The organism is Mesorhizobium sp. M0062, assembly GCF_040323125.1.
Lineage (GTDB): Bacteria > Pseudomonadota > Alphaproteobacteria > Rhizobiales > Rhizobiaceae > Mesorhizobium.
The window spans coordinates 1-21,687 of record NZ_JAMYUO010000011.1 but is presented as its reverse complement, the minus strand read 5'-3'; the positions used below and the strand labels follow the sequence as shown (position 1 = coordinate 21,687).

At 62.7% G+C, this 21,687-nt stretch carries 18 protein-coding genes; 7 read left to right on the top strand and 11 right to left on the bottom strand.

The annotated features are described in order from the left end of the window. Positions 1-85: 85 nt before the first annotated feature. The 3 genes from NKJ64_RS15145 to NKJ64_RS15135 all read right to left on the bottom strand — a co-directional run bounded on the left by NKJ64_RS15145 (position 86) and on the right by NKJ64_RS15135 (position 2,652). Positions 86-874 (bottom strand): ABC transporter substrate-binding protein, encoded by a 789-nt coding sequence (locus NKJ64_RS15145; protein WP_023684789.1) that lies wholly within the window; start codon positions 872-874, stop codon positions 86-88. Between the two features lie 108 nt (positions 875-982). Beyond that, a complete protein-coding gene (locus NKJ64_RS15140) occupies positions 983-2,146 on the bottom strand; it encodes a saccharopine dehydrogenase family protein (protein WP_352462858.1) in 1,164 nt (387 codons plus the stop codon). After that, entirely contained in the window at positions 2,143-2,652 is a 510-nt protein-coding gene (locus NKJ64_RS15135; RefSeq protein WP_023670324.1) for an Lrp/AsnC family transcriptional regulator, read from the bottom strand. Before NKJ64_RS15135 ends, NKJ64_RS15140 begins: the two co-directional genes overlap by 4 nt. Positions 2,653-3,094: 442 nt before the next feature. Between NKJ64_RS15135 and NKJ64_RS15130 the strand changes: the two genes are divergently transcribed. Then, the gene (locus NKJ64_RS15130) at positions 3,095-3,946 is read left to right on the top strand and encodes a hypothetical protein (protein ID WP_023727808.1); all 852 of its coding nucleotides are present in this window, start codon (positions 3,095-3,097) and stop codon (positions 3,944-3,946) included. Between the two features lie 313 nt (positions 3,947-4,259). Here NKJ64_RS15130 and NKJ64_RS15125 read toward each other — a convergent pair whose 3' ends face one another. The 3 genes from NKJ64_RS15125 to NKJ64_RS15115 all read right to left on the bottom strand — a co-directional run bounded on the left by NKJ64_RS15125 (position 4,260) and on the right by NKJ64_RS15115 (position 7,026). Next, positions 4,260-5,303 carry an acyltransferase family protein gene (locus tag NKJ64_RS15125; protein WP_352462857.1) on the bottom strand — a complete coding sequence of 348 codons (1,044 nt, stop codon included), beginning with the start codon at positions 5,301-5,303 and terminating at the stop codon, positions 4,260-4,262. A gap of 170 nt (positions 5,304-5,473) precedes the next feature. Continuing rightward, a complete protein-coding gene (locus NKJ64_RS15120) occupies positions 5,474-6,199 on the bottom strand; it encodes a 3-keto-5-aminohexanoate cleavage protein (RefSeq protein WP_023701861.1) in 726 nt (241 codons plus the stop codon). 353 nt (positions 6,200-6,552) lie between these two features. Continuing rightward, positions 6,553-7,026, bottom strand: a complete 474-nt coding sequence (locus tag NKJ64_RS15115; RefSeq protein WP_031209572.1) for a MarR family winged helix-turn-helix transcriptional regulator — start codon at positions 7,024-7,026, stop codon at positions 6,553-6,555. A gap of 154 nt (positions 7,027-7,180) precedes the next feature. Between NKJ64_RS15115 and NKJ64_RS15110 the strand changes: the two genes are divergently transcribed. Both NKJ64_RS15110 and NKJ64_RS15105 read left to right on the top strand, forming a co-directional pair. Beyond that, on the top strand, positions 7,181-7,996 hold the full coding sequence (locus tag NKJ64_RS15110) for a p-hydroxycinnamoyl CoA hydratase/lyase (RefSeq protein WP_023701859.1): 816 nt from the start codon (positions 7,181-7,183) through the stop codon (positions 7,994-7,996). A 48-nt stretch (positions 7,997-8,044) separates the two neighbouring features. Beyond that, on the top strand, positions 8,045-9,541 hold the full coding sequence (locus NKJ64_RS15105) for an AMP-binding protein (protein ID WP_502902869.1): 1,497 nt from the start codon (positions 8,045-8,047) through the stop codon (positions 9,539-9,541). A 15-nt stretch (positions 9,542-9,556) separates the two neighbouring features. On the opposite strand, the gene NKJ64_RS15100 is transcribed toward NKJ64_RS15105, so the two are convergent. From NKJ64_RS15100 to NKJ64_RS15090, 3 genes are read right to left on the bottom strand one after another with little or no spacing between them, the layout of a single operon-like run. Continuing rightward, entirely contained in the window at positions 9,557-10,864 is a 1,308-nt protein-coding gene (locus tag NKJ64_RS15100; RefSeq protein ID WP_352462855.1) for a c-type cytochrome, read from the bottom strand. Positions 10,865-10,874: 10 nt separating this feature from the next. Further along, on the bottom strand, positions 10,875-13,178 hold the full coding sequence (locus NKJ64_RS15095) for a xanthine dehydrogenase family protein molybdopterin-binding subunit (protein ID WP_023754671.1): 2,304 nt from the start codon (positions 13,176-13,178) through the stop codon (positions 10,875-10,877). A 15-nt stretch (positions 13,179-13,193) separates the two neighbouring features. After that, positions 13,194-13,646 carry a (2Fe-2S)-binding protein gene (locus tag NKJ64_RS15090; protein ID WP_031197152.1) on the bottom strand — a complete coding sequence of 151 codons (453 nt, stop codon included), beginning with the start codon at positions 13,644-13,646 and terminating at the stop codon, positions 13,194-13,196. A gap of 174 nt (positions 13,647-13,820) precedes the next feature. Here NKJ64_RS15090 and NKJ64_RS15085 point away from each other — a divergent pair, with 174 nt between their 5' ends. From NKJ64_RS15085 to NKJ64_RS15070, 4 genes are all read left to right on the top strand, one after another. Beyond that, positions 13,821-14,243 (top strand): OsmC family protein, encoded by a 423-nt coding sequence (locus NKJ64_RS15085; RefSeq protein ID WP_023754670.1) that lies wholly within the window; start codon positions 13,821-13,823, stop codon positions 14,241-14,243. A 44-nt stretch (positions 14,244-14,287) separates the two neighbouring features. Further along, positions 14,288-14,812 (top strand): carboxymuconolactone decarboxylase family protein, encoded by a 525-nt coding sequence (locus NKJ64_RS15080; protein WP_023754669.1) that lies wholly within the window; start codon positions 14,288-14,290, stop codon positions 14,810-14,812. Positions 14,813-14,930: 118 nt separating this feature from the next. After that, positions 14,931-15,674 carry a 2OG-Fe(II) oxygenase gene (locus NKJ64_RS15075; protein ID WP_023754668.1) on the top strand — a complete coding sequence of 248 codons (744 nt, stop codon included), beginning with the start codon at positions 14,931-14,933 and terminating at the stop codon, positions 15,672-15,674. 378 nt (positions 15,675-16,052) lie between these two features. Beyond that, positions 16,053-17,675 (top strand): ABC-F family ATP-binding cassette domain-containing protein, encoded by a 1,623-nt coding sequence (locus NKJ64_RS15070; protein WP_352462854.1) that lies wholly within the window; start codon positions 16,053-16,055, stop codon positions 17,673-17,675. 45 nt (positions 17,676-17,720) lie between these two features. Here NKJ64_RS15070 and NKJ64_RS15065 read toward each other — a convergent pair whose 3' ends face one another. Together NKJ64_RS15065 and NKJ64_RS15060 are read right to left on the bottom strand one after the other, a co-directional pair. Further along, complete coding sequence (locus NKJ64_RS15065) at positions 17,721-20,342, bottom strand: bifunctional diguanylate cyclase/phosphodiesterase (protein WP_023827696.1); 2,622 nt, start codon at positions 20,340-20,342, stop codon at positions 17,721-17,723. A 262-nt stretch (positions 20,343-20,604) separates the two neighbouring features. Then, positions 20,605-21,498 carry a hypothetical protein gene (locus NKJ64_RS15060; protein ID WP_023693888.1) on the bottom strand — a complete coding sequence of 298 codons (894 nt, stop codon included), beginning with the start codon at positions 21,496-21,498 and terminating at the stop codon, positions 20,605-20,607. Between the last annotated feature and the right edge of the window lie 189 nt (positions 21,499-21,687).

Here is a 21,687-nt window from a genome sequence, read left to right as displayed (position 1 = left end):
CAGTGAAGGGCGTCCGGAATGGCCGTTCACCATTCACCATTCACCATTCACTACTTCCTACTCACTACTCCCTGCTTACCTCTGCTTAGTGATCCTTCTTCCAGGCGTCGGAATTGACCCAGTAGTCGAGGTTCTTCTGCAAGCGGCCGTCGATGCTGACCTGGTTGAGGAACAGGTTCATCCAGATCAACAGGTCCGGCTCGTCGTAGCGGGTGGCGAAGGCAAGCGGCTCCTTCGACAACAGGTCCGGCATGATGGTGAAGGTGCCGGCGGGATAGGCTGTCGACTGACCCTTGACCGCCGAGACGTCGTTGACGCCGCAATCGGCTTGGCCGTTGTTGACCGCGTCGAGCAGCAGCGGGCCGCCGCCCTTGTAGCTCTTGATGTCGGCATCCGGGAAGGCGTTCTTGGCTTCCTTTTCGCCGGTGGCGCCTAACAGCACGGCGATCTTGGTGCCCTTGGCCTTGCAGTCCTCGGTTGTCTTGAACTTGCTGTCGGCCTTGGTGAAGACGGTGCTGCCCGTATACATGTAAGGTGTGGTGAAGGCGACCTTCATGCCGCGCGCCAGCGTCGGCGTCATGTCGGCGACGAGCAGGTCGGCCTTGCCCGAAAGCAGCGCCGGGATCAGCCCGTCCCAATCATAGTCGAGGAAGGTGATCTTGACGCCCATTTCCTTGGCCATCAGTTCGGCGAGTTCGACCGAACTGCCGGTGCGCTCGCCGGCCGCGCCGACCAGCGAGAAGGGAGGTCCTTGCGTCTGTACCGCGACGCGCAGTTCGCCGCGCTTGGTGATCTCGTCGAGCGTTCCGGCACTGGCAGCAGCGGTCAGGCCCGCAAGCGCAAGTCCGGCGATGAAAAGCTTGGCAATCTTCATTTGGCATTCCTCCTGTTATCGTTGTTGTTCCACTTTGTTATTCCACCCTTTCGGGTGTTTTTTGAGCGGCGGCACCGTTTGCCGGCGGCAGCCACCGTTCGAAAATCCTCAGTCCCAGGCCACCGTCTCGGTCACCTTGATGCCACGCCTCGCCAGCTCGTCGAAGAAGGGTTCGTCCGGCACATGCAGCAGCGGGTTGAGCAGGCCAGGTGTGGCGATCTCGCGCCGCGCCAGCATCTGCGCCACGATGCTGGCGGGATAGCCGACGCCGAGGCTCATGCCGAACAGGCCTGATGCCAGGTCGCGTTCGATGATCAGGTCCGATGTCACCGTCTTGGCGCGACCACCTTCGAGACCGGAAAAGACATTGCGCATCACGCAAAGGTCTTTCTCGTCGGCGCCATATTGCAGTTGCGGGCCGAGCAGCCGGCCGAGAAATTCGCGCGGGCTGGCGCTGGTGCCGGGCACCTTGTCTTCGGAGAGGAAGCCGAGTTCCTTCAGCGGCGCCCAGAACGCCGACCATCCCGGCCAGCGCAGCGTATAGCGGCCCGAGCGTTGCAATCCCTTGGCGGTTGCCAGCATCTCGACATAGTGCAGCGCGTCGCCATTGGGGAAAGCTTCCAGCCGGCCGAGGCCCGCGACCTCGATCTCGTGGATGAAGGCATTGTCGTGCTGTCGGCCGGCCGGCACTTCGACGCGCTTGCCATGCTCGATCATCACGCTGTCGCGATTCTGGCTGACCAGAACCATGTCGAAATTCCAGCTCACCTTGTAGCAGAGCGGCTTGGCCATCGCCTTCGGTTCGGGGATGCCGCCGCAATAGGAATCGATCGAAGAAATCGAAGAGAACTGCTTTGCGGCGCGCGCGTAGAGCACGAGGTCGATGCCGGGGTCGAGCCCGCATTCGGTCATGATCGAAACGCCGGCCTGTTCAGCCTCCTGCGCCAGATCGGCAATCGCCTTGCCGTAATTGGTGGTGACCAGCGGCGTGCGCGTTGCGATCGCGGCCTGCACCGCCTCGCGCATCAATGGCTGCGGCAGCAGATCGATGGCGGCGTCGACATCCGCCAGCACGGTGGCAAGTGCCGGGCCGATCGCGCCCTCGGGCATGACGAAACGCACGCGGGAAAGGTCGGTCAGGCCGGCAAGCCGGGCAGGGCCGTCGGCCGACGTATCGACGCAGACGACTTCCTCGACGCCGGCGCTGGCGACGAGATCGGCGATGGCCGCCCGTCCCTGCAGGCCGAGGCCGCCGAGAACAGCTATTCTCATGCCGGCTCCTTGCGCGACGGTGTTTCTTCCGACCAGCAGCCTTCGGGAAGGCTGACCCATTTGTTGCATGAAGCCATGACGACGAAGGTTTCGCTGCGCACGACTTCGCCGGGAATGCCGGCGCCGGGGATCAGCTCGCTGGTGATGCGGTAGAGGTCGGCGACATCGCCGGCCACGGTCACGTCGACAATGATGTCGAAGCGCCCGGTAACCACCGAGGCCGAGTTGACGAAAGGCAGTTCGGCAATGCGCTGCGCCAGTTCCCGGGCGCGGCCACGTCCCTGCGCATTGATGCCGACAATGGCCGAGATCAGCTCGGGGCGTTCGGTCAGATTGAGCAGCCCGACGATCTTCAAGAGGTTGCGGTCGAGCAGATTGCGCAACCTTGAGCGCACCGTCGGCACCGAGATCGCCATCGTCTCGGCGAGCCGGTTGATGCCGGGCTGGGCATCCTGCGACAACAGCTTTACCAGCCGTCGATCGGTTTGATCGAGATGCTCACGCAAAAGGCAAGGCTTTCATAAAGGGAAAGAAACGATCGGATTTTCTTTCGGATATGAAAAATACCTTATGAGGAATTTTTAACAGCAGCAAGAGCTATGTCATCCCTCTGTGTCCCTTCCGTGTGCGTTCGGGCTAGACAGGATCAGGGGCCTCTGTCCTGCTGGACATCTCCTCACAAGAGGGAAATCGCTAGTTTCGTCGAGGTTGCCACATTTGTTCTTGTTTTGTTCCAGCAGCTATGCTACTAATTTGGGGTAGGTGCTGATTCGCGCCGCCAGCCCGCCTTCCGAGGCGGGTTTTTTGTTTTCAGCATACCTTTGAAGGTTCATCGCCGCCTTTGAGGCTGGCGGGACAGCGCCGTTCGGGGCGCTGTGTTCGAAGGCGAAAAAGCAAACGGCGCAAGAGGTGTGCTTCGAATTTCATGGAAAGGAACGGTGAATCGATATGAAGAAGATTTTTCATCTGTTGGTGCTAACTGCAATCTGCACCATTGCTGCTACCATGGTGCCAATTGGCGCCGCATATGCCCAGAATGCGCCCTACTGGCGTGCGGACTGGGAGGAGGGGCCTTGCACCGGAGCCTCGTGCTATACCGACTGGTCTTTCGTTCAGGCGGAGGATCCCGCGGAAGCTGATCCCAACCTGAACGCAATTGTCAGCGGCTTGGTCTCGACCGGCGCGGGGAATGTATCCTCGCACGGCGGCAACAGCTTCGGAAAGTTCGAAACGACGGTGGCTGCCATCAATGCTGGAAAGCCCCATTCCAAAGTCTACAAAGAGTGGCTCTTTCCAGGCGGCCTGGCCAAGAACGACGCTTTCGGACGTCCGCTCCAGGCCGTGTCGCCATCAGGGATCGATGGGACCTATGTCTCGTGGTTTTTCATTCCGTCCAATTACCAGGCGGCCAATGGCTGGACGAATATCTTCCAGTTCAAGGTGACCGAGCAATCGCCTTTCTCGCAGGAACCAACGTGGTGGGTCAACTTGCGCGACAGTCAGACTGAGGATTTGCTGCTGCTGCATGTGGAAAATGCGGCAGCCGGAACCTACAATCCGGCTAATGATGTTCCCGCACCGAAGGGCCGTTGGTTTCAGCTGCGCGCGGATCTCTATGAAGGGGTGGGCATCGATTGGTATCTGGACGGGGTGTTTTGGCAATCATCGTCAAACGCAACGTGGCCGGTCGGGCGGGATTCAGACGGATCAGGTACACCTCAGTCATTTGTGTTTGGCGTGGGTCACTATGGTGGAGTTGGCAAGATCTATACGGACGATGCCTATTTGATCGCAAAATAGCTACTGCCAAATTGCCCTGGCGCATAAAACACTAAGCTGCTTCGGGTCCAAACGGGGCAGCTTTTTTTGCACTTGAGCACGTCGCGTTTGAACGGGACCCCTGCGACGCGCTTAAGTCTCTGTTCATGCATGTCGTCGTCCCAAAACCGCTGTGCATTTTGGGGCGACAGGCAGTCGAGGATGTGCGCGACAGCACTAGGCGACGGAGTTCGAAGACGATCTTGCCCCGCCGTGGTCGCTTGAACGCGACGGTAGGTCGTAGTGAGCAACGCACCCGCATGGCAGGCCGACCGAGTTGCGGCGTAGCCGCAACTCACGCCTTAACCTGATAAGCGGAGAGGCTCATTCGCGACATGGCCAAAAGCGGCCTTTCAATAAAACTATAACTCGCCAGGGACACGGCGATGCAGGCGGTGACAATAGCTATGCTTGCAAGCCATGGTGACACATTGGCGGCTGCAACGACAGGAGCGATCGCGAGCAGCACGATAGGATGGGTCAGATAGAGAGAGTAGGAAGCATCTCCCAGCCTTGCCAGCACGCGAGGAGCAAAAAGTCGGAAGTAGCTCTCCAGGCTGATGCAACCCGCGACAAGGATCAGCGCCGGGATACCTTGAGCAAGGGTTCGCGGCAAGTTGAAGCCAAGTACCATCACCAGTGTGGACACGATAGCGAACCCGACAGCCGAGGCACCCAGGAAAGCGGGCAGACGCACCAGTCTGCCGACCAGATGGCCGACAGCCATGCCGGCAAGGAACTCAAACAGGATTGGCGTGGTATAGAAAAACAGCACAGTGTCGGCGGCGGGTTTGAAGATAATGCGTGCGGCTACGGCGATTGCAAAGACAACGCCAATGGTGGCCATTTGCGTCAGCGCACCAAAACCCATAGTCGCCGCGAACAGAATGTAAAACAGGATTTCCAGATTGAGCGTCCAACCCACGCCAAGCACTGGCTGGACATAGCCTGTGGCCGTATCGAGATAGGGCACGAAAAGCAGGCTGTTGGCAATCTGCTCAAAGGACACTCCACGACCGGCAAACAGCCAAAGTGCGGCGACCATGAGGAAGGTCATGACCCAATAGAACGGAACGACGCGCGTGAACCGCTGCATCAAAAAAGCACGGTGGTCGCGATGTCTGTTCTCCGTCGAGAGAACCATGACGAAACCGCTGATGACGAAAAACAGGTCGACGCCGCTGTTTAGAATGGGAATAGGCAAATCGAGCACGCCTAGTGCGGCCGGAAGATGATAGATAACAACCATAAGGGCTGCTAGCCCCCGCAGGGTCTGTATCGATGTATATTGTTGGATCCGACGCGGCGCAGCGTGATCATTATCCGGAATGACGTTCATTAAAAAAGTCCCCGATGCGGGAGAATATTAACATAGATGAGACCGTTGATGCGACTATTAACTGCCGGTTTAATTAATACATAAAATTTGAATAGCTTCCACCGACTTTCGCGGCCCGGGCCTTGCGATCGCCATCGTCTCGGCGATGCCTTGCGCGCTGCTTGTATGCGCTATCGCCCGGCCTGGAAGATCGCCACCGCTGCCGCCGTCAGCGCGGCATTGCCGGCCGCAACCGTGCCATCCGGCAGATGCTTCCCATCCTCCAGCCCGACGCGCGTCGACCAGTTGCGATCCGCCGCACGGCGCACGAACGGCCACACCGTCGCGTTCTCGCCATGCAGCAGGATGGCACGGCGAATGCCGGCGCGCTCCAGGACCTGTTCGATGCCGTCGGCGACCGCAAAAGCCTCGTCTAGCGTCTGCTCGGAAATCTCGATCAGGACGCGCAGCACGCGCCCGCCATGGTCGAGGCTGACGAGGCGCTCGGCGTCGGCGACCGAGGCCAGACCCGCCTCGATGCCGATGCCGCGCTGGCGCAGGCTCTCCATGACGATGGGTGCCTCCGCCTCGCTGAGATTGACAGAGGCATAGTCCGGCAATTCGCGCCAGCCGGCGATGGCGACCAGCGTGCTTGTATCGTCATTCTCGATCCAGGCGCCGGTAGAAACGCCGATCAGCGTGCCGGGGCAGGCGCGGCGCAGCGCTGCGATCGTCGGGTCCATCGCTTCCGGCGCAAGGCTCTCGCGGCGGTCCGCGCCGCGGGCATGGACGTGCAGCTCAGCTGCGCCGGTGGCAACAGAGGCCGCGCCATCGCGCGCCATGGCTTCGGCGTCGAGCGGCAGCGTGGGGTGAAAATCGGCGGCGCGCGCGCCGTTGATGCAGGTCTGGACGATCATGGCTCTCGCGATCCTGTTGCCGATGGGCGAGCCTAGCAAAGGGCAGGGTGGAGAGGAAACGGGCGCGGTAAAGACTGCTGACAGTGTGTCGCGCCAAACCTGGGCAATGCCGAGTTCCTTCGCACCCCCCTCTGGCCTGCCGGCCATCTCCCCCTCAAGGGGAGAGATCAGCTGCGCCTACGGCGTCGCAACGTTGGAGACTGGCGAAGGCAGAGGTGAGGTCCAATCTCCCCCCTTGAGGGGGAGATGCCCGGTAGGGCAGAGGGGGGTGTCTCGCGGAAACCTCAGGTGGTGTTCGGCGTCGCCGCGCCCATCATCGCTACGATCAGCACCGAAGCACCCCGGCCTCCCTTTCAATCGCCGTCCTCGCTCCAGATCAGCTGCAGCAGCCGCAGCAGTGTTGCCCGATCTTTTTTCGTCAGCCGTTGCAGGAACCGGTCCTCGTGGTTGCGCACTTTGAGCCGCCATGCCGGCATGGCGGCTTTGGCTGCCTTGGTCAGAGCGAGCACCTGCACGCGCCTGTCCTGCGCATGGTCATTACGCTCGACCAGCCCGCGCTCCTCGAGTTCGGCCAGCAGCGGCGCCATGTTGGCGCTTTTCATGCCGAGCCGGCGGCAAAGCTCGGCGGCGCTGATGCCGGGCCGTTCGTCGATCAGCGCCAGCATGCCGTAGGTGACCGGGCGCAGTGAGGCATCGGCCATCTCGGCGGTGAAATCATTGAGCGCCAGGGTCGAAGCTCGCCGCAGATTGTAGCCGATCTGTGCGTCGAGCCTGTCTTCAGGCGCCACCCTAGCCACCTTGCCGCTGCGGTCCGATGTCTCGTCCATGCTGCAACCGATCGCTGCGACCAAGGTTCTTGTCAAGCAAAAAAGACTATGCAACATAGCAATTCTAAAAGCTATGTCACATAGCGATTGATGCGGGGGAAGAGCACAACTCTTCTCCCCGCCACACAGGAACGCAAGCCGGAGGAGAGTTGCCATGACCGAAGAGACCGTTGCCTTCGACATCGAGGACGGCATCGCCTGGGTGCGCTTCAACCGGCCTGAAAAACGCAATTGCATGAACCCGGCGCTCAACCGGCGCATGATGGAGGTGCTCGACCAGCTGGAATACCGCGATGATGTCGGCGTGCTGGTGCTGTCGGGCGAGGGCAGTGCGTGGTCGGCTGGCATGGACCTCAAGGAGTATTTTCGCGAGACCGAGGCCAAGGGGCTGGGCGCCGTCCGCAAGGCGCAAGGCGAGGCCTATGGCTGGTGGCGGCGGCTGCGCTGGTATCGCAAGCCGACCATTGCCATGGTCAATGGCTGGTGCTTTGGCGGCGGCTACGGCCCGCTGTTTGCCTGCGACCTCGCTTTCGCCGCCGACGAGGCGCAATTCGCTCTGTCGGAGATCAACTGGGGTATCCTGCCCGGCGGCGGCGCCACCAAGGTGGTGGTCGATCTCCTGTCGATGCGCGACGCCATGTATCACGCGCTGACCGGCGAGCTGATCGACGGCAGGAAGGCGGCGGCCTGGAAGCTGGTCAATGAAAGCCTGCCGCTGGCGGAGCTGAAGCCACGAGTTACCGAGGTGGCGAACATCCTGCTGAAGAAAAACCCGGTGGCGCTGAAGGCGACCAAGGATGCTATCCGCCGCGTCGGCGAGATGACCTACGACAATGCCGAGGACTATCTGGTGCGCGCGCAGGAAGCGGCCAATTCCTACGACAATGACGGCCGCAAGGAAGGCATCCGCCAGTTCATCGACGAAAAGAGCTACAAGCCCGGGCTCGGCGCCTATGACAAGGCGAGGTGATCCCGGCGACCGACTGAGCCGAGAGTGAGGGCGCAATCCGGGGAGAAGATGCGAATGCCGGCCTGGACGACTTCAGACCCCGTGGCGCTGCACGCGGGCGCGCAGCCGCAGCGCGTCGCCTGCGTCGATCTCGCATCCGGGCGGCGCTGGACTTACCGTACGCTCGACGAGGCCATCCAGCGCGCCATGGCTGTGCTGGAAGACTACGGCATCGAGCCGGGACAACGCATCGCGACGCTCGCCCGCAACAGCGCCGATCTACTCATCGCGCAGCAGGCCGCCATGCGGCTCGGCGCCATCTTCGTGCCGGTCAACTGGCGCCTTTCCGCCGTCGAGCAGCAGACGGTCCTGGCCGATTGCGAGCCGGTGCTGCTGCTGCACGACGCGGCGCTGATTACGGCGCTGCCAAAAGGCTGTGTACCTGTGGAGGTCAGGGCCTTTGCCGCGGCGGTCGAAGCGCAAGCGCCCGCGCTACGACGCGCTTTGCCGGCGGGCGATGTACCGTCGATCATCCTCTACACCTCCGGCACATCGGGCCGGCCGAAGGGTGTCATCCTGACCGAGGCCAATGCGTTCGCCACCGCGGTCAATTTCGGCGTGCTCGGCCGCGTCGGCAATTCCAGCATCTTCCTCTGCGACGCGCCGATGTTCCATGTCATCGGCCTCATCACCAGCCTGCGTCCGCCCTTGCTGCAGGGCGGCACGGTGCTGATCTCGTCCGGCTTCGAGGCCGGCCTCACCAACCGCCGTCTGGCAGACCCGGACCTCGGCGTCACCCACTATTTCTGCGTCCCGCAAATGGCACGGATGCTGCGCGACGGCACCGCGTTCGCGCCGGCGAACTGGACCACGCTGACGGCCATCTTTACCGGTGGCGCGCCCAATCCCGCCGCCGACATCCTTTGGTGGCTGGAGCAGGGCGTGCGCATGGTCGACGGCTTCGGCATGACCGAAGCCGGCACCGTGCTCGGCATGCCGGTCGAGGCACACCAGATCGCCCGCAAGGCCGGCTCCGCCGGCCTGCCGGCGCCGTCTTTGTCGCTGCGCATCGTCGACGAAGATGGCCACGACGCCGCAGCCGGCGAGCCGGGTGAGATATGGCTGTCAGGCCCCAATGTCACGCCGGGCTACTGGAACCGGCCCGATGAGACGGCGCAGGCCTTTACATCGGATGGCTGGTTCCGCACCGGCGACATTGCGCGCCGCGACGAAGATGGTTTCGTCACCCTCGTCGACCGCCGCAAGGACATGTTCATTTCGGGCGGCGAGAACGTCTATCCAGCCGAGGTCGAGATGGCGCTGCTCGATCATCCCGACATTTCGGACGTCGCCGTCATCGGCATCGCCGACCAGCGCTGGGGCGAGGTCGGCCGCGCCTTCGTCGTGCTGAAGGCTGGCTGCGTCCTCGATCCGGCGGCGCTCGCGGCGCACTGTGCGGCTCGCATCGCCCGCTACAAGGTGCCGAAGGAATTCCTGCTCACCGACGCGTTGCCCCGCACCGCCTCCGGCAAGATTCAGAAACACATTTTGCGCGGCTGCCGGTGACCCCACCGCCGTCCTTCACTGCGCCCGCGCTTTGGCCACGTCGGCCGGTGTGATGGCGGATTGCTTGCCGCCGAAATGCGCCAGCACATAGTTGCCGAGCGCCGCGATCTCGACATTCGAATAGGCATTGGCGAAAGCCGGCATCGCCTGCTTGCCGAGCGGCGTCGTCATATGCGCGCCCTTCAGGATGACCTGGATGAGGTTTGTGCCATCGGGGTCGTTGACCGTGCGGCTGCCGCGCAGCGCCGCATAAGGTGTCTGCAGCCCTTCGCCGTTCCATCCGTGACAGCTGGCACAGGCGCCCTGGAACAGCTTCAGGCCGAGCCCGCCTTGCGCCACTGAATCGGCAGACGGAGCGTAGGCGATGGACGTCGTCAGTGTTGCCGGCGGCTCGACTTCGACGATCGCCTTGTCGCTGCTGACTTGCGGCGGAACGGTTTTTACGTAAGTGACGATCGCCTTGATGTCTTCCGGCGTCAAATGGCGCAGGCTGTAGTCGACGGCTTCGCCCATGTTGCCGGTGGCCGCACCACGCCCTTCCGCATGACCCTTGGAGAGATAGTTGGACAGCTGCTCCTCGCTCCAGCTTCCGATGCCGGTCGTCTTGTCCGAACTGATGTTGTAGGCCTTCCAGCCCTGCAGTTCGGCGCCGGCGAATTTCTTGCTGTTGTCGAGCCCATAGAACAGGTTGCGGGGCGTGTGGCATTCGCCGCAATGCGCCATCGCTTCGGTGAGATAGGCGCCGCGGTTCCATTCCGCGCTCTGCTTTTCGTCTTGTGGCAACGGACCGTCGGGAACGAACAACAGGTTCCAGAACCGCAGGACATAACGCTGGTTGAACGGAAAACTCAGATCGTTCTTCGGCGCCTCGGCGTGCACCGGCGGCAGGCTGAACAGATAGGCCTTGATCGCCAGCGCATCTTCCGTGGCCATCCTGGTATAGGAGGCATAGGAAAAGGCCGGATAGAGATTGCGGCCTTGCTTGTCGATGCCCTGATGCAAGGCACGCACGAACTCCGCGTCGCTCCAGTCGCCGATGCCGGTTTCCTTGTCGGCGGTGATGTTTGGGGAATAGACGGTGCCGAACGGCAGCTTGAAGGCAAGGCCGCCGGCATAGGGCTGGCCGCCTCCGGTTGTGTGGCAGGCGACGCAATCGGCGGCGCGCGTCAGATATTCGCCGCGATCGATCAGCGCCTGACCGGTCGGCAGTTTCGCCGCCGCCATGGAGACGTCCGGCAGCGACGCCGGTTTGAACAGGAAGATCGCAACGCCGGCGGCGATGACGACCACGACAGCGAGGAGGATGCGGACCAAGCTTCTCATGGCCTGGCCCTCACAGCGCTTCGGCTTCGGTTTCGATGCCGGTCTCCGGGCGCTCCCTGCTGTTCGCCAGCACCGCCAGCAAGGGTGCTGCGGGCGGCGGCACCATCGACACGCTGGTCTTGTCGGCGCCGTCGCTCTTCAGCTGGTTGCGGTCGATGGGCAGGCTGCGCAGGCGTTTTCCCGTCGCGGCAAAGATCGCGTTGGCAAGGGCAGGCCCGGCCGAAACCGTTGCTGTCTCGCCGATGCCGCCGGGCGATTCCAGGCTCTTGACGTGATAGACCTCGATCTTCGGCGCCTCATTGTTGCGCAGGATGCGGTAGTCGTGAAAATTACTCTGGTCGACGCGGCCATTGCTGAAAGTGATGCCGCTGTAGAGCGCCGCCGACAGGCCGAAGATCAACCCGCCTTCGATCTGGGCTTCGACCGTGTTTGGGTTGATGGCGATGCCGCAATCGACGGCCACCACCGCGCGCTGCAGCGTAATCTCGCCGGCCGCTGAAACCGAGATCTCCAGCACCGCGGCCATGAAGCTGCCGAAGGCATCGTGCAGGGAAATGCCGCGGCCGCTGCCGGCCGGAAGCGGCGAGCCCCATCCCGACTTTTCGGCCGCAAGCTCGAGCACGCCTGCGGCCCGCGGCTGGTTCTTGGTCAGCGCCCGGCGATACTCCACCGGATCCCTGCCCACCGCATAGGCGAGTTCGTCCATAAAACTTTCGACCACGAAGACATTGTGCGTCGGCCCGACACCGCGCCACCAGGTGATCGGCACCGGCGGATCCTCGCGCACCCAGTCGACCTGGATGACCGGCAGATCATAGGGCGGTTTGGCGGCGCCCTCGACGGCATCGTCGTCAAGCTTGTCCTGAGGCCAGCCGCCGGGGATGTAATTACCCAACACCGAACCGCCGGCGACATGGTCGATCCACACGGTTGGCAAGCCGTCGGCGCCGAGACCGGCTGATATCCGGTCGTAGTAGGTCGGCCGGTAGAGATCGTGCTGGATGTCTTCTTCACGCGTCCAGATAACTTTGACCGGGTAGCTCACCTGTTTGGCGATCGCCACCGCCTGGCCGACATATTCAGCGACAAGCCGGCGGCCGAAGCCGCCGCCGATCAGGTGATTGTGCACGATGATCTTGTCGAGCGGAAAGCCCGTGACCTGTGCCGCCCAGCCTTGCGCCTGGGTGGGCACCTGGGTGCCGAGCCAGATCTCGCATTCATCGGCGCGCACATGCACGACGCAGTTGACCGGCTCCATCGGCGCATGGGCCAGGAACGGCAGCTCATAGCTCGCCTCGACCGTCTTGACGGCGGCTTTCAGCGCGCCGGCGACGTCGCCTTCCTGGCGCGCCATGATCGGTGTCTTGTTTTTGGACGCAGCCTTCAGCGTGTTCATCATATCGGCGCTTGAAAGCCTGGCGTTGGCGCCTTCGTCCCAGGTGATGGTGAGGGCCTCGAGGCCTTTCTTGGCCGCCCAGAAATGATCGCCGATCACGGCGACCGCATTGTCCAGCCTGACGATATCGCGCACGCCTGGGACGGCGCGTGCCGCCGTCTCGTCCACATCGCCGAGCTTGCCGCCGATCGCCGGACAGGCGGCGACCGTCGCCACCTTCATGCCGGGCACGCGCACATCGATGCCGTAGACCACTGCGCCATTGACCTTGCCCGCCGTGTCGACCCGGCGCAGCGACTTGCCGATTAGCTGGAAATCCTTGGGGTCCTTGAGCTTGACGTCGCTCGGCACCGGTTGCTTGCCGGCCGCGTCGGCGAGCGCGCCATAGGCCAGCTGCCGGCCTGTCGGCAGATGCGTGACCACGCCAAGCTTGGCGCTGCATTCCGAAATCGGAACCGCCCATTGCGCGGCTGCTGCCGCAACCAGCATCGTGCGGGCAACGGCGCCTGCCTTGCGCAGCGATTCCCAGGTTGCCCGCATCGAGGTCGAGCCGCCCGTTGCCTGGCCGCCAAGCGCAGCGGTGGCGTACAGCTTGTCGTTGGGCGGCGCGTCGACGACCTTCACCTGGTCCAGGCCGACTTCCAGTTCCTCGGCAATCAACGTCGCTTCGCCGGTGTGCGTGCCTTGGCCCATTTCGATGTTGGGCAGGATGAAAGTGATCTTGCCGTCGCTGTCGACGCGGATAAAAGCATCGGGTGAAAAGGCGGCGGTGACGTCGCCCTCGACGGGTTCGGCGGCGGCAAAACCGGGCCTGGTGCCGGCGCCCAGCATGGTGAAGCCGAGCAGAAGGCCGCTGCCCTGCAGGAAGGCACGGCGCGAGGTGAATTTTTGGGTGGGGGAGGAGGACGGCTTGCTCATGGCTGGCTATCTCCCTCAGGCCTTCGCGGCCTGTTTTATGGCCGCTCTTATTCGCGTGTAGGTGCCGCACCTGCAGATATTGCCGGACATGGCGGCGTCGATATCGCTGTCGCTCGGGTCGGGGTTGCGCTCCAGCAGCGCCGAGGCCGACATGATCTGGCCGGACTGGCAATAGCCGCACTGGATGACTTCAAGGTCGAGCCATGCCTGTTGCACTTTCTTGCCCGATGGCGTCGCATCGATCGCCTCGACGGTGGTGACATGGCGCGACCCAACCGACGCGACCGGCAACACGCAGGATCGCACCGGTTGCCCGTCAAGCTGCACCGTGCAGGCGCCGCACTGGGCGATGCCGCAACCGAACTTCGTGCCGGTCAGGCCGATGACATCGCGCAGCACCCACAGCAATGGCATATCGTCCGGCACGTCGACACTGCGATCCTCGCCGTTTACATTGAGCGCAATCATGGGCCTCTCCTCGGTTATCCGCATCCCCGTGGACAATGCAGTAGGCACCTGTTTGCCGGTAGTGTCTAATCACATGCATGTTGTTCGGCACCGCAACGCGTGTGCAAATCGCACTCGTGTGCGCGCCACAGTGCCCCTGATCTTTGCCGGGCTGCCGGCTGAAAGGTTTTTGCGATGGCTGAGTTGAAGGTCAGAACCCGCGTCACCGGCGCGACGGCGACGCTGCAGCCCGGCGGCTTGCCTTCCATCACCACTCCGACCGGCGGTGCAGTCGATGTCGTCACCGGCGTCAGCGCGCCGGGCTTCAATCCGCTCGACCTGCTCTACGCCTCGCTCGCCGCCTGCATGGTGCTGAGCGCGCGCATCGCCGCCTCCCGCCTCGGGGTTGCCGCCGCGCTTGGCGAGGTGCGCGCCGAGGTCGGCGGCGAGAAGGCCAAGGACGAGCCGTCGCGCGTCGAAAGGCTCAACATCAGGCTCGACATCTCAGGCGATCTCGACGCTGCGACCAAGCAGCGGATCGTCGAGGACGCCGAAGCGATCTGCACGGTGTCCAACACGCTGCGCGCCGCGCCGCAATTGCATACGACGCTTGGGTGAGGGCTTCGCAGAATGCCTCGCTGCCACCAACCAAGGACCGTCCCATGGCCATGATCCCGCCGATCGACTACGCCTCGGCATCGCATGACATCCGCGCCGAGCACGACAGGGAGCTTGGCCTGCGCGGACGCATGACCAACATGAAGCGCATCCTGCTGCATTCACCGGCGGCCCACCGCATCTATGCCGAATGGTTCACCCTGCGCGATCTGCTCAAGCCCGCACTCGACGACCGCGCTGTCTGGCTGTTGTCGCTGGCGATCTCCGAGAGATGCCGCGCCGAGATACCGCTTACCTTCTTCCGCCGCGCGCTGATCGACAGCGGTCTTGATCCCGAGGCGATCGAGCCCAGCGCTGAAGAAGCTTTGCTGATCGAATTCGGCAAGGCAGTCGCTGCCGATACCAACGCCGTTCCCGACGATGTCTGGGCGGCACTCAAGGCTCGCTACGACGACACACTGCTGGTCAACCTCGTCGCCTTCGCCGGCATCATGGTGGCGACCTGCGTGTTCACGAATGCGGTGCGCGTTGATCTCGACCCGGAGCTGGAGGTGTATCGCAAGCGGTGAAGCGCGTTTTCCCTTCTCCCACAGGGGGCGAAGGGGAAGATCGCGCTTCACCTCCGCAGGAATCGGGTGGTTCACGCCCGCCGTTCGCCCCACTTTGATCACATCAAAGGAGGCATCCATGACCATCCATTCGACAAGCACCAAACGCGCAGCCCATTCGGCCGAAGCGCGCATCGCAGCGCAGGACTGGAGTGCTCTGATCGGCGAACTGAACAGCCACGGCAGCACCGTCATGCCGGCGCTGCTTTCACCCGAGGAGTGCACCGAGATCGCCGGTCTCTATCCGCATGAGGACCATTTCCGCAGCCATGTGGTGATGGCCCGCCATGGCTTCGGCAAGGGCGAGTACCGCTATTTCCGCTATCCGCTGCCGGATCTGGTCGGTGGCCTGCGCACCGCGCTCTATCCCAGGCTCGCCGGCGTCGCCAACGACTGGAACGAACGCATGGGCGTTGCACGGCGCTATCCCGATGACCACGCCGCCTTCCTCCAGCTTTGCCACGAAAGCGGCCAAACGCGGCCGACGCCGCTTCTCCTGCAATATGGCCCCGGCGACTTCAACTGCCTCCATCAGGACCTCTACGGCGATCTCGCTTTTCCCCTGCAGGTGGCGATCCTGTTGTCGCAGCCCGGCGAGGATTTCACCGGCGGCGAATTCGTGCTGACCGAGCAGCGCCCGCGCATGCAAAGCCGTGCCGAAGTGGTGCCGCTGACCCGAGGCGATGCAGTGATCTTTGCTGTCCACAATCGCCCGGTGCAAGGCACGAAAGGGCACTACCGCGTCAATCTCCGGCACGGCGTCAGCCGCCTGCGCTCGGGACGGCGGCATACGGTGGGGATCATTTTCCACGACGCGAAGTGACAATTCGTCGGACACAGCCAAAGCACCTCACTACCGCTGCTTATTGACATGGCGAGTTCGGCGGAACAGTCTCCGCTTGTGTAAGAGAGGGGCATTTATGAAACGATCCTATGAGAAGCCGACACTCGTCAGACGGGGCAAGCTCGCCTCGCTCGCCGCCCAGCAGGTGCCGTCAATAGAAGCGGAAGTGCCCGCACCGAACTGAGTACAGAAGCTGGTTCAAAAACAGCCCGTTGCGCAAAATCGCGCGGCGGGCTGTTTTGCATTCTGGAGGTGCGGACCGCAGCGGCTTTTGCGCGCGGCGTCAAATGGGCGCTTCCTCTGGCGCGGCCGATCGCGTAAGGGCCGGGGAAAATCCTCCAAGGTTCTTCCAGTCGCATGATCCGTCTTGAAAGCATCAGCAAACAGAACGGCCGCCAGCTTGTCTTCATCGAGGCCTCGGCCTCGCTACAGAAGGGCGAGAAGATCGGCCTTGTCGGTCCGAACGGCGCCGGCAAGACGACTTTGTTTCGCATGATTACCGGCCAGGAGCAGCCCGACGAGGGCCAGGTGCAGGTCGATCGCGGCGTCACCATCGGCTATTTCAGCCAGGATGTCGGCGACATGGCCGGCCACAGTGCTGTGGCCGAAGTGAGGAACGGCGCCGGGCCGGTCAGCGACGTGGCGGCCGAAATGGCCGAACTCGAGGCGGCCATGGCCGATCCCGAGCAGGCCGACCGGATGGATGAGATCATCGAGAAATATGGCGAGGCGCAGCACCGTTTCGAGGAACTCGACGGCTATGCGCTCGATGGCCGCGCCCGCGAAGTGCTGGACGGCCTGGGCTTCAGCCAGGAAATGATGGACGGCGATGTCGGCAAACTGTCCGGCGGCTGGAAGATGCGCGTGGCGCTGGCCCGCATCCTGTTGATGCGGCCCGATGTCATGCTGCTCGACGAACCGTCCAACCATCTCGATCTCGAAAGCCTGATCTGGCTGGAGCAGTTCCTGAAAGGTTATGAGGGCGCGCTGCTGATGACCTCGCACGACCGCGAGTTCATGAACCGCATCGTCAACAAGGTGGTCGAGATCGACGCCGGTTCGCTCACCGCCTATTCCGGCAATTACGAATTCTACCAGCAGCAGCGGGCGATCGCCGACAAGCAGCAGCAGGCGCAGTTCGAGCGCCAGCAGGCCATGCTGGCCAAGGAGATCGCTTTCATCGAGCGCTTCAAGGCGCGGGCGTCACACGCCGCCCAGGTGCAGAGCCGGGTGAAGAAGCTCGACAAGATCGATCGTGTCGAGCCGCCCAAGCGCCGTCAGATCGTGAATTTCGATTTTCAGCCGGCGCCGCGCTGCGGCGAGGATGTCGTGACGCTGAAGAACGTCCACAAGGGCTATGGCAGCCGCTCGATCTATGAGGGGCTGGACTTCCAGGTCCGCCGCCGCGAGCGCTGGTGCATCATGGGCGTCAACGGCGCCGGCAAGTCGACACTGCTGAAGCTGGTGGCCGGCGCGTCTGACCCGGATGCCGGCACAGTTGCTCGGGGGCCGAGTGTGAAAATGGGCTATTTCGCCCAGCACGCCATGGAGGTGTTGGAGGGCGAACGCACCGTGTTCCAGACGCTGGAGGACGCGTTTCCGCAAGCCGGCCAGGCGCCGCTCAGGGCACTCGCCGGCTGCTTCGGCTTTTCCGGCGACGAGATCGAGAAGAAATGCCGGGTTCTGTCAGGCGGCGAAAAGGCGCGCCTGGTGATGGCGCTGATGCTGTTCGATCCGCCCAATCTTCTGGTGCTCGACGAGCCGACCAACCACCTCGACATCGCGACCAAGGAGATGCTGATCACGGCGCTGTCGCAATACGAAGGCACCATGCTGTTCGTCTCGCACGACCGCCATTTCCTGGCCGCACTCTCCAACCGCGTGCTGGAACTGACGCCAGAAGGCATCCACACCTATGGCGGCGGCTATACCGAATATGTGGAGAGGACCGGGCACGAGGCGCCGGGGCTGCGGACCTGACGCAGGTCCTGCGTCCGCATTTGCGTCCAGCAAAGCCAGGATTTGTCAGCTCGCCGCCAGCCATTTGCGCGACTGCGCGAAGGCCTTGAAGGCTTTGGCATCCATCGGGTAGCCGAACAGGAAGCCTTGCAGGATGTCGCAGCCAAGCTCTTTCAGGATGCGCGCGTGCTCCATCGTCTCGACGCCCTCGGCGATCACTTCGATCCCGAGCGACTTGCCGATGTCGATGATGGACGACACAAGCTGCCGCTGTGCGGTTGAGCTGGTGATGGGGGTGACCAGCTGGCGGTCGATCTTGAGGCGACGGGGCCGCAACTTCAACAGCGAGACGATCGAGGCATGCCCGGTGCCGAAATCGTCGATCTCGACGTCGATGCCGAGCCCCTTGATGTGTTCGATGTTCCAGCTGACCAGCTCGTCGTTTTCGTCGAGGAAAATCGACTCCACCAGTTCGAACGACACGGTCCCTTCCTTGATCGGAAGCTTGCGCAAACCCTTGATCAGGTCCCTGTCTTCCAGGCGCCGTGCGGAAACGTTGACCGAGACGCGCGGGATGTTGAGGTGGCTGCGCGACCAACGCTCAAAATTATCGAGCGCCTGCTCCAGGACGGTGCGGTCGATAAGCGCCACGACATTGAGTTCTTCAGCCACCTTGATGTAGGCGTCGGGGGTCAGCATGCCGCGTTGCGGATGATCCCAACGCGACAGCGCCTCGACGCCGACGATCTCCAGCGTCTTGGCGTCGAACTGCGGCTGATAGTAGACGATGAATTCGTTCCGCTCGAGCCCGCCCAGAATCTCGTCGGCGGTCTGCTTGGTCCGCACGATCTCGCTCTGCAGCTCTTCGTTGAAAAACTCGTAGCGGTTGCGGCCGCGGCCTTTCGCCCGGTACAGCGCCAGATCGGCATTGACAAGCAACTGCCTTGCATCGACGCCGCTATTGGCCGCAATGCCGATGCTGACGCCGAACCGGCACTGGTGACCCAGATAGTCGACCGGCTGGCGCATCGCATCGATAATGTGGTCGGCCAGCGCGGCGAGTTCCTTGTCGTCGCGTCCATGGCTCAGCACGACAAACTCGTCGCCGCCGATGCGCGCAACGAAATCGGCACTGCCGACGCTGGCCTTGATGACTTTCGAAGCATGCACCAGCAATGCATCGCCCGCTGCATGGCCGAGCGTGTCGTTGATCTGCTTGAACCGGTCAAGGTCGAGATGCAGCAACGCCGCACGGCCGTCGGCTTCGCGGTTTTCGGCAAGCATCTCGTCCAGATACCGACGGTTGGGCAGACCGGTCAGCGAATCATGCATCGCGACATGCTCGATGCGGGCTTTGGCCAGGTTCAGTTCGGCATTTTTCGATTCTGAAAGGCGACGTTCACGCACGAGATTCTCGTTGAGCAGCACGTCGCCTGTCACATCCCATTCGGCGCCGATCATTTTTGGCGTGCCGTCGATGTCCCGGAAGAAACTGGCGCGGGTGCGCACATGGCGAATGGTGCCGTCCGGCCGCAGGAGCCGATACTGCGAAGAGTAGGGGCCTTGTGTTGCAACAGCCGAATCGAAATCTGCTTTAGCCCGTTCGAAGTCTTGGGGATGGATCGCCAGCGCCCAGTCGTCATAGCTACGGGTCTTGCCGCCGCCGGGTTTGCCATAGATTTCGTTGATGCGGTCGTCCCATACGAGTTCGTTGCTGACGGTATCGTGCTCCCACACGCCTATAGCAGAGGCTTCCAACGCCAGCTCCAGCCGCCGGGACAGGCGCCTCAACTCGGCGTCACTTTTCTGCCGCTCACCGAAAAGACGTCCTGCCACGAGGATCGGCAGCACCACCAGCGCGCCGGCAAGCGCCATGAGCAGACGCAACAGCCACTCATTTTTCGGAGCGGTCGGCCAGCCGCCCTTCGGTATGGCTGAAATTTGCCAGGAGCCTGAAGGCAATTGCACCTCTGCCATCACCGGATTGCCGGACACGACATTATCGCCGCCGAAGAACAGTTCCCCGCCGCCGCCGAGCGCATCCTTGCCGATAAGCGCCACATCGATATCCAGATCAGGGTCGGTCAGTCCGCTGGCAGCGTAGAGCCGATCGACATCGATCACGGCCGAGACGATACCCCAGAAACGGTCGCCGCCACCCGCCGTCGGCACGAAGACCGGGATACGGCCGATGAAGCCACGTCCGCCTTGCGCCAGTTTGACCGGCCCGGCGAGCACCAGCGCGCGCTGGTCACGGGCGCGAAGCGCGGCCATGCGTTGCGTATCGCTCTTGCGGTAGTCCAGCCCGATGGCTTTTTCATTGCCTTCCAGCGGATACATCAGCGCGATGACGAGGTCGGGGGCGCCGGCAATATCGCGCAACTGCGATTTTTGCTCGAACAGATTACGGGCGAGTGCCGCAAATCTTTGCTGGCCCATATAAGGCTCGGTAACGATTGTCGAAACGAGACCCTGAACCAGCTGGAGATTGCCGCCTATGTTGCCTTCGAGCTTGGCGCGTATGATGTTGACCTTGGCCAGGACGTCGGCGCGCGCCAGCTGATCGGAGACCTCTCTGTTCCTCTGGTCGGCAACCAGGGCGCAGACGAGAAGCACGACAAAGGCAATCGCCGCCGGCAAGTTGGCGGAAGAAAAAACGGCCCGTTTCAACCGGCCGGAATTGAGCATTGCACCTGCCAACTCGATCCGAAGACCTTTCCAGGACAGTAGTCCTTCGGTCGACCATAGTAGCTAAAGCTTAAGTTTGAGCTTCGAGACGAATCCGAGAACAAACGGTAAGCTTTTGGCTGCCAGGGTCCAGCCGAAATCTGAATGAGTGTCCGAAAGTAGGACGCCAGGTTGCAGCGTTCTGCAACCCGGCGGCGAAGTCATATTCGCCTCAGATTGCAACAAGCCGCCTGATCTTGCCGCGCGGGCCCTTGCGGGAGGCTTACTTCCCAGCCATTTGATCGGCCAGCGCCTGCGCCTGGGCGAGCAGCGCCGGGAAAGCCGGGTCAGCCGGCAGGCGCTGCGCCATGCAGGCCCGGTAGTCGCTGTCGCCCTTGTCCCAGGCGGCGTTGGAGGACTCGAACGCTTTTTCGTCCTTCAGGTCCGATGCCTGGTAGGCCTCCTGGAATTTCTGCGCGGCGGCGTCCGCAGCAGCCCACACGGCGTCGCAGGCGGCGATCTTCGGAACGGCAGGGGCTGCCGGCGCTGCGATAATTCTCACGCTGTTGCCTTTGACGAGCGTAACGATGACTTCCTGCTCATAGATCGGCCCGACGTCCTGCGTCCAGCCGCCGAGCCGTGCGAAGGCGATGTCGGCGCCTTCGGGTTTCTTCAATGGAAAGTCGAGTGTTCCCTCGAAGGCGGCGTCGCTGTTGATCGCCTGGGTGTAGAAGGCATCGAGCTTAAGCGCCTCATCGATGCCGGCGGGCAGTTTGAAACTCTCGTCGGTCTCGGCGGTTCTGGACTGGAGCCAGCGCTCCAGCAGCCCTCGCGTCGTTGCCACCAGGCTGGGGCCGTCGTCGCCCTTGGTGTATCGCAGCCCATCGAGCATGCCATAGCCGATATCGGAGTCGCTGAGGCTTTCGATATTGATTGTGCCGGTTGGCGGAAAGTCCTTGACCGCCAGCGGCCCGATAATGCCGGCAAGACGCTGCTGGAGGTCGGCCAGCGCCTTCTCGTTCTCAGCGTCGATGGTCTCGATTGCCGCGTTCGCACTGTTCAGCGCTGCGATATCAGCAATCGCCTTGTCACGCGCGGCCACATAGTCGTCCTCCGGCGAGGCCGCGAAAGCCACGCTGCTCACCAGTGCAAACAGAAACGTCCAGACCCACCGCATGATATAAACCCTGCTCTACGTTCGATTCCAAGGATACATGACAACATTGGGCTGAAAAAAGACGCCGTTGGAGCTGCAGATCTCCCCACATGAGGGGGAGATGGCCGGCAGGCCGGAGGGGGTCGCGGCGCCGGCTCGGCCGGGCTCAGATGCCGAGCGGCGGCCCGCAATGGGATGACGCGCACCCCC

Excerpts from the sequence above, each read along its gene's own strand:
- NKJ64_RS15070 (WP_352462854.1), top strand. The coding sequence starts at position 16,053 with ATGATCCGTCTTGAAAGCATCAGCAAACAGAACGGCCGCCAGCTTGTC.
- NKJ64_RS15100 (WP_352462855.1), bottom strand. The coding sequence starts at position 10,864 with ATGAGAAGCTTGGTCCGCATCCTCCTCGCTGTCGTGGTCGTCATCGCC.
- NKJ64_RS15095 (WP_023754671.1), bottom strand. The coding sequence starts at position 13,178 with ATGAGCAAGCCGTCCTCCTCCCCCACCCAAAAATTCACCTCGCGCCGT.
- NKJ64_RS15120 (WP_023701861.1), bottom strand. The coding sequence starts at position 6,199 with ATGATCGTCCAGACCTGCATCAACGGCGCGCGCGCCGCCGATTTTCAC.
- NKJ64_RS15080 (WP_023754669.1), top strand. The coding sequence starts at position 14,288 with ATGGCCATGATCCCGCCGATCGACTACGCCTCGGCATCGCATGACATC.
- NKJ64_RS15065 (WP_023827696.1), bottom strand. The coding sequence starts at position 20,342 with ATGCTCAATTCCGGCCGGTTGAAACGGGCCGTTTTTTCTTCCGCCAAC.
- NKJ64_RS15145 (WP_023684789.1), bottom strand. The coding sequence starts at position 874 with ATGAAGATTGCCAAGCTTTTCATCGCCGGACTTGCGCTTGCGGGCCTG.
- NKJ64_RS15060 (WP_023693888.1), bottom strand. The coding sequence starts at position 21,498 with ATGCGGTGGGTCTGGACGTTTCTGTTTGCACTGGTGAGCAGCGTGGCT.
- NKJ64_RS15075 (WP_023754668.1), top strand. The coding sequence starts at position 14,931 with ATGACCATCCATTCGACAAGCACCAAACGCGCAGCCCATTCGGCCGAA.
- NKJ64_RS15110 (WP_023701859.1), top strand. The coding sequence starts at position 7,181 with ATGACCGAAGAGACCGTTGCCTTCGACATCGAGGACGGCATCGCCTGG.
- NKJ64_RS15140 (WP_352462858.1), bottom strand. The coding sequence starts at position 2,146 with ATGAGAATAGCTGTTCTCGGCGGCCTCGGCCTGCAGGGACGGGCGGCC.
- NKJ64_RS15130 (WP_023727808.1), top strand. The coding sequence starts at position 3,095 with ATGAAGAAGATTTTTCATCTGTTGGTGCTAACTGCAATCTGCACCATT.
- NKJ64_RS15085 (WP_023754670.1), top strand. The coding sequence starts at position 13,821 with ATGGCTGAGTTGAAGGTCAGAACCCGCGTCACCGGCGCGACGGCGACG.
- NKJ64_RS15115 (WP_031209572.1), bottom strand. The coding sequence starts at position 7,026 with ATGGACGAGACATCGGACCGCAGCGGCAAGGTGGCTAGGGTGGCGCCT.
- NKJ64_RS15090 (WP_031197152.1), bottom strand. The coding sequence starts at position 13,646 with ATGATTGCGCTCAATGTAAACGGCGAGGATCGCAGTGTCGACGTGCCG.
- NKJ64_RS15125 (WP_352462857.1), bottom strand. The coding sequence starts at position 5,303 with ATGAACGTCATTCCGGATAATGATCACGCTGCGCCGCGTCGGATCCAA.
- NKJ64_RS15105 (WP_502902869.1), top strand. The coding sequence starts at position 8,045 with ATGCGAATGCCGGCCTGGACGACTTCAGACCCCGTGGCGCTGCACGCG.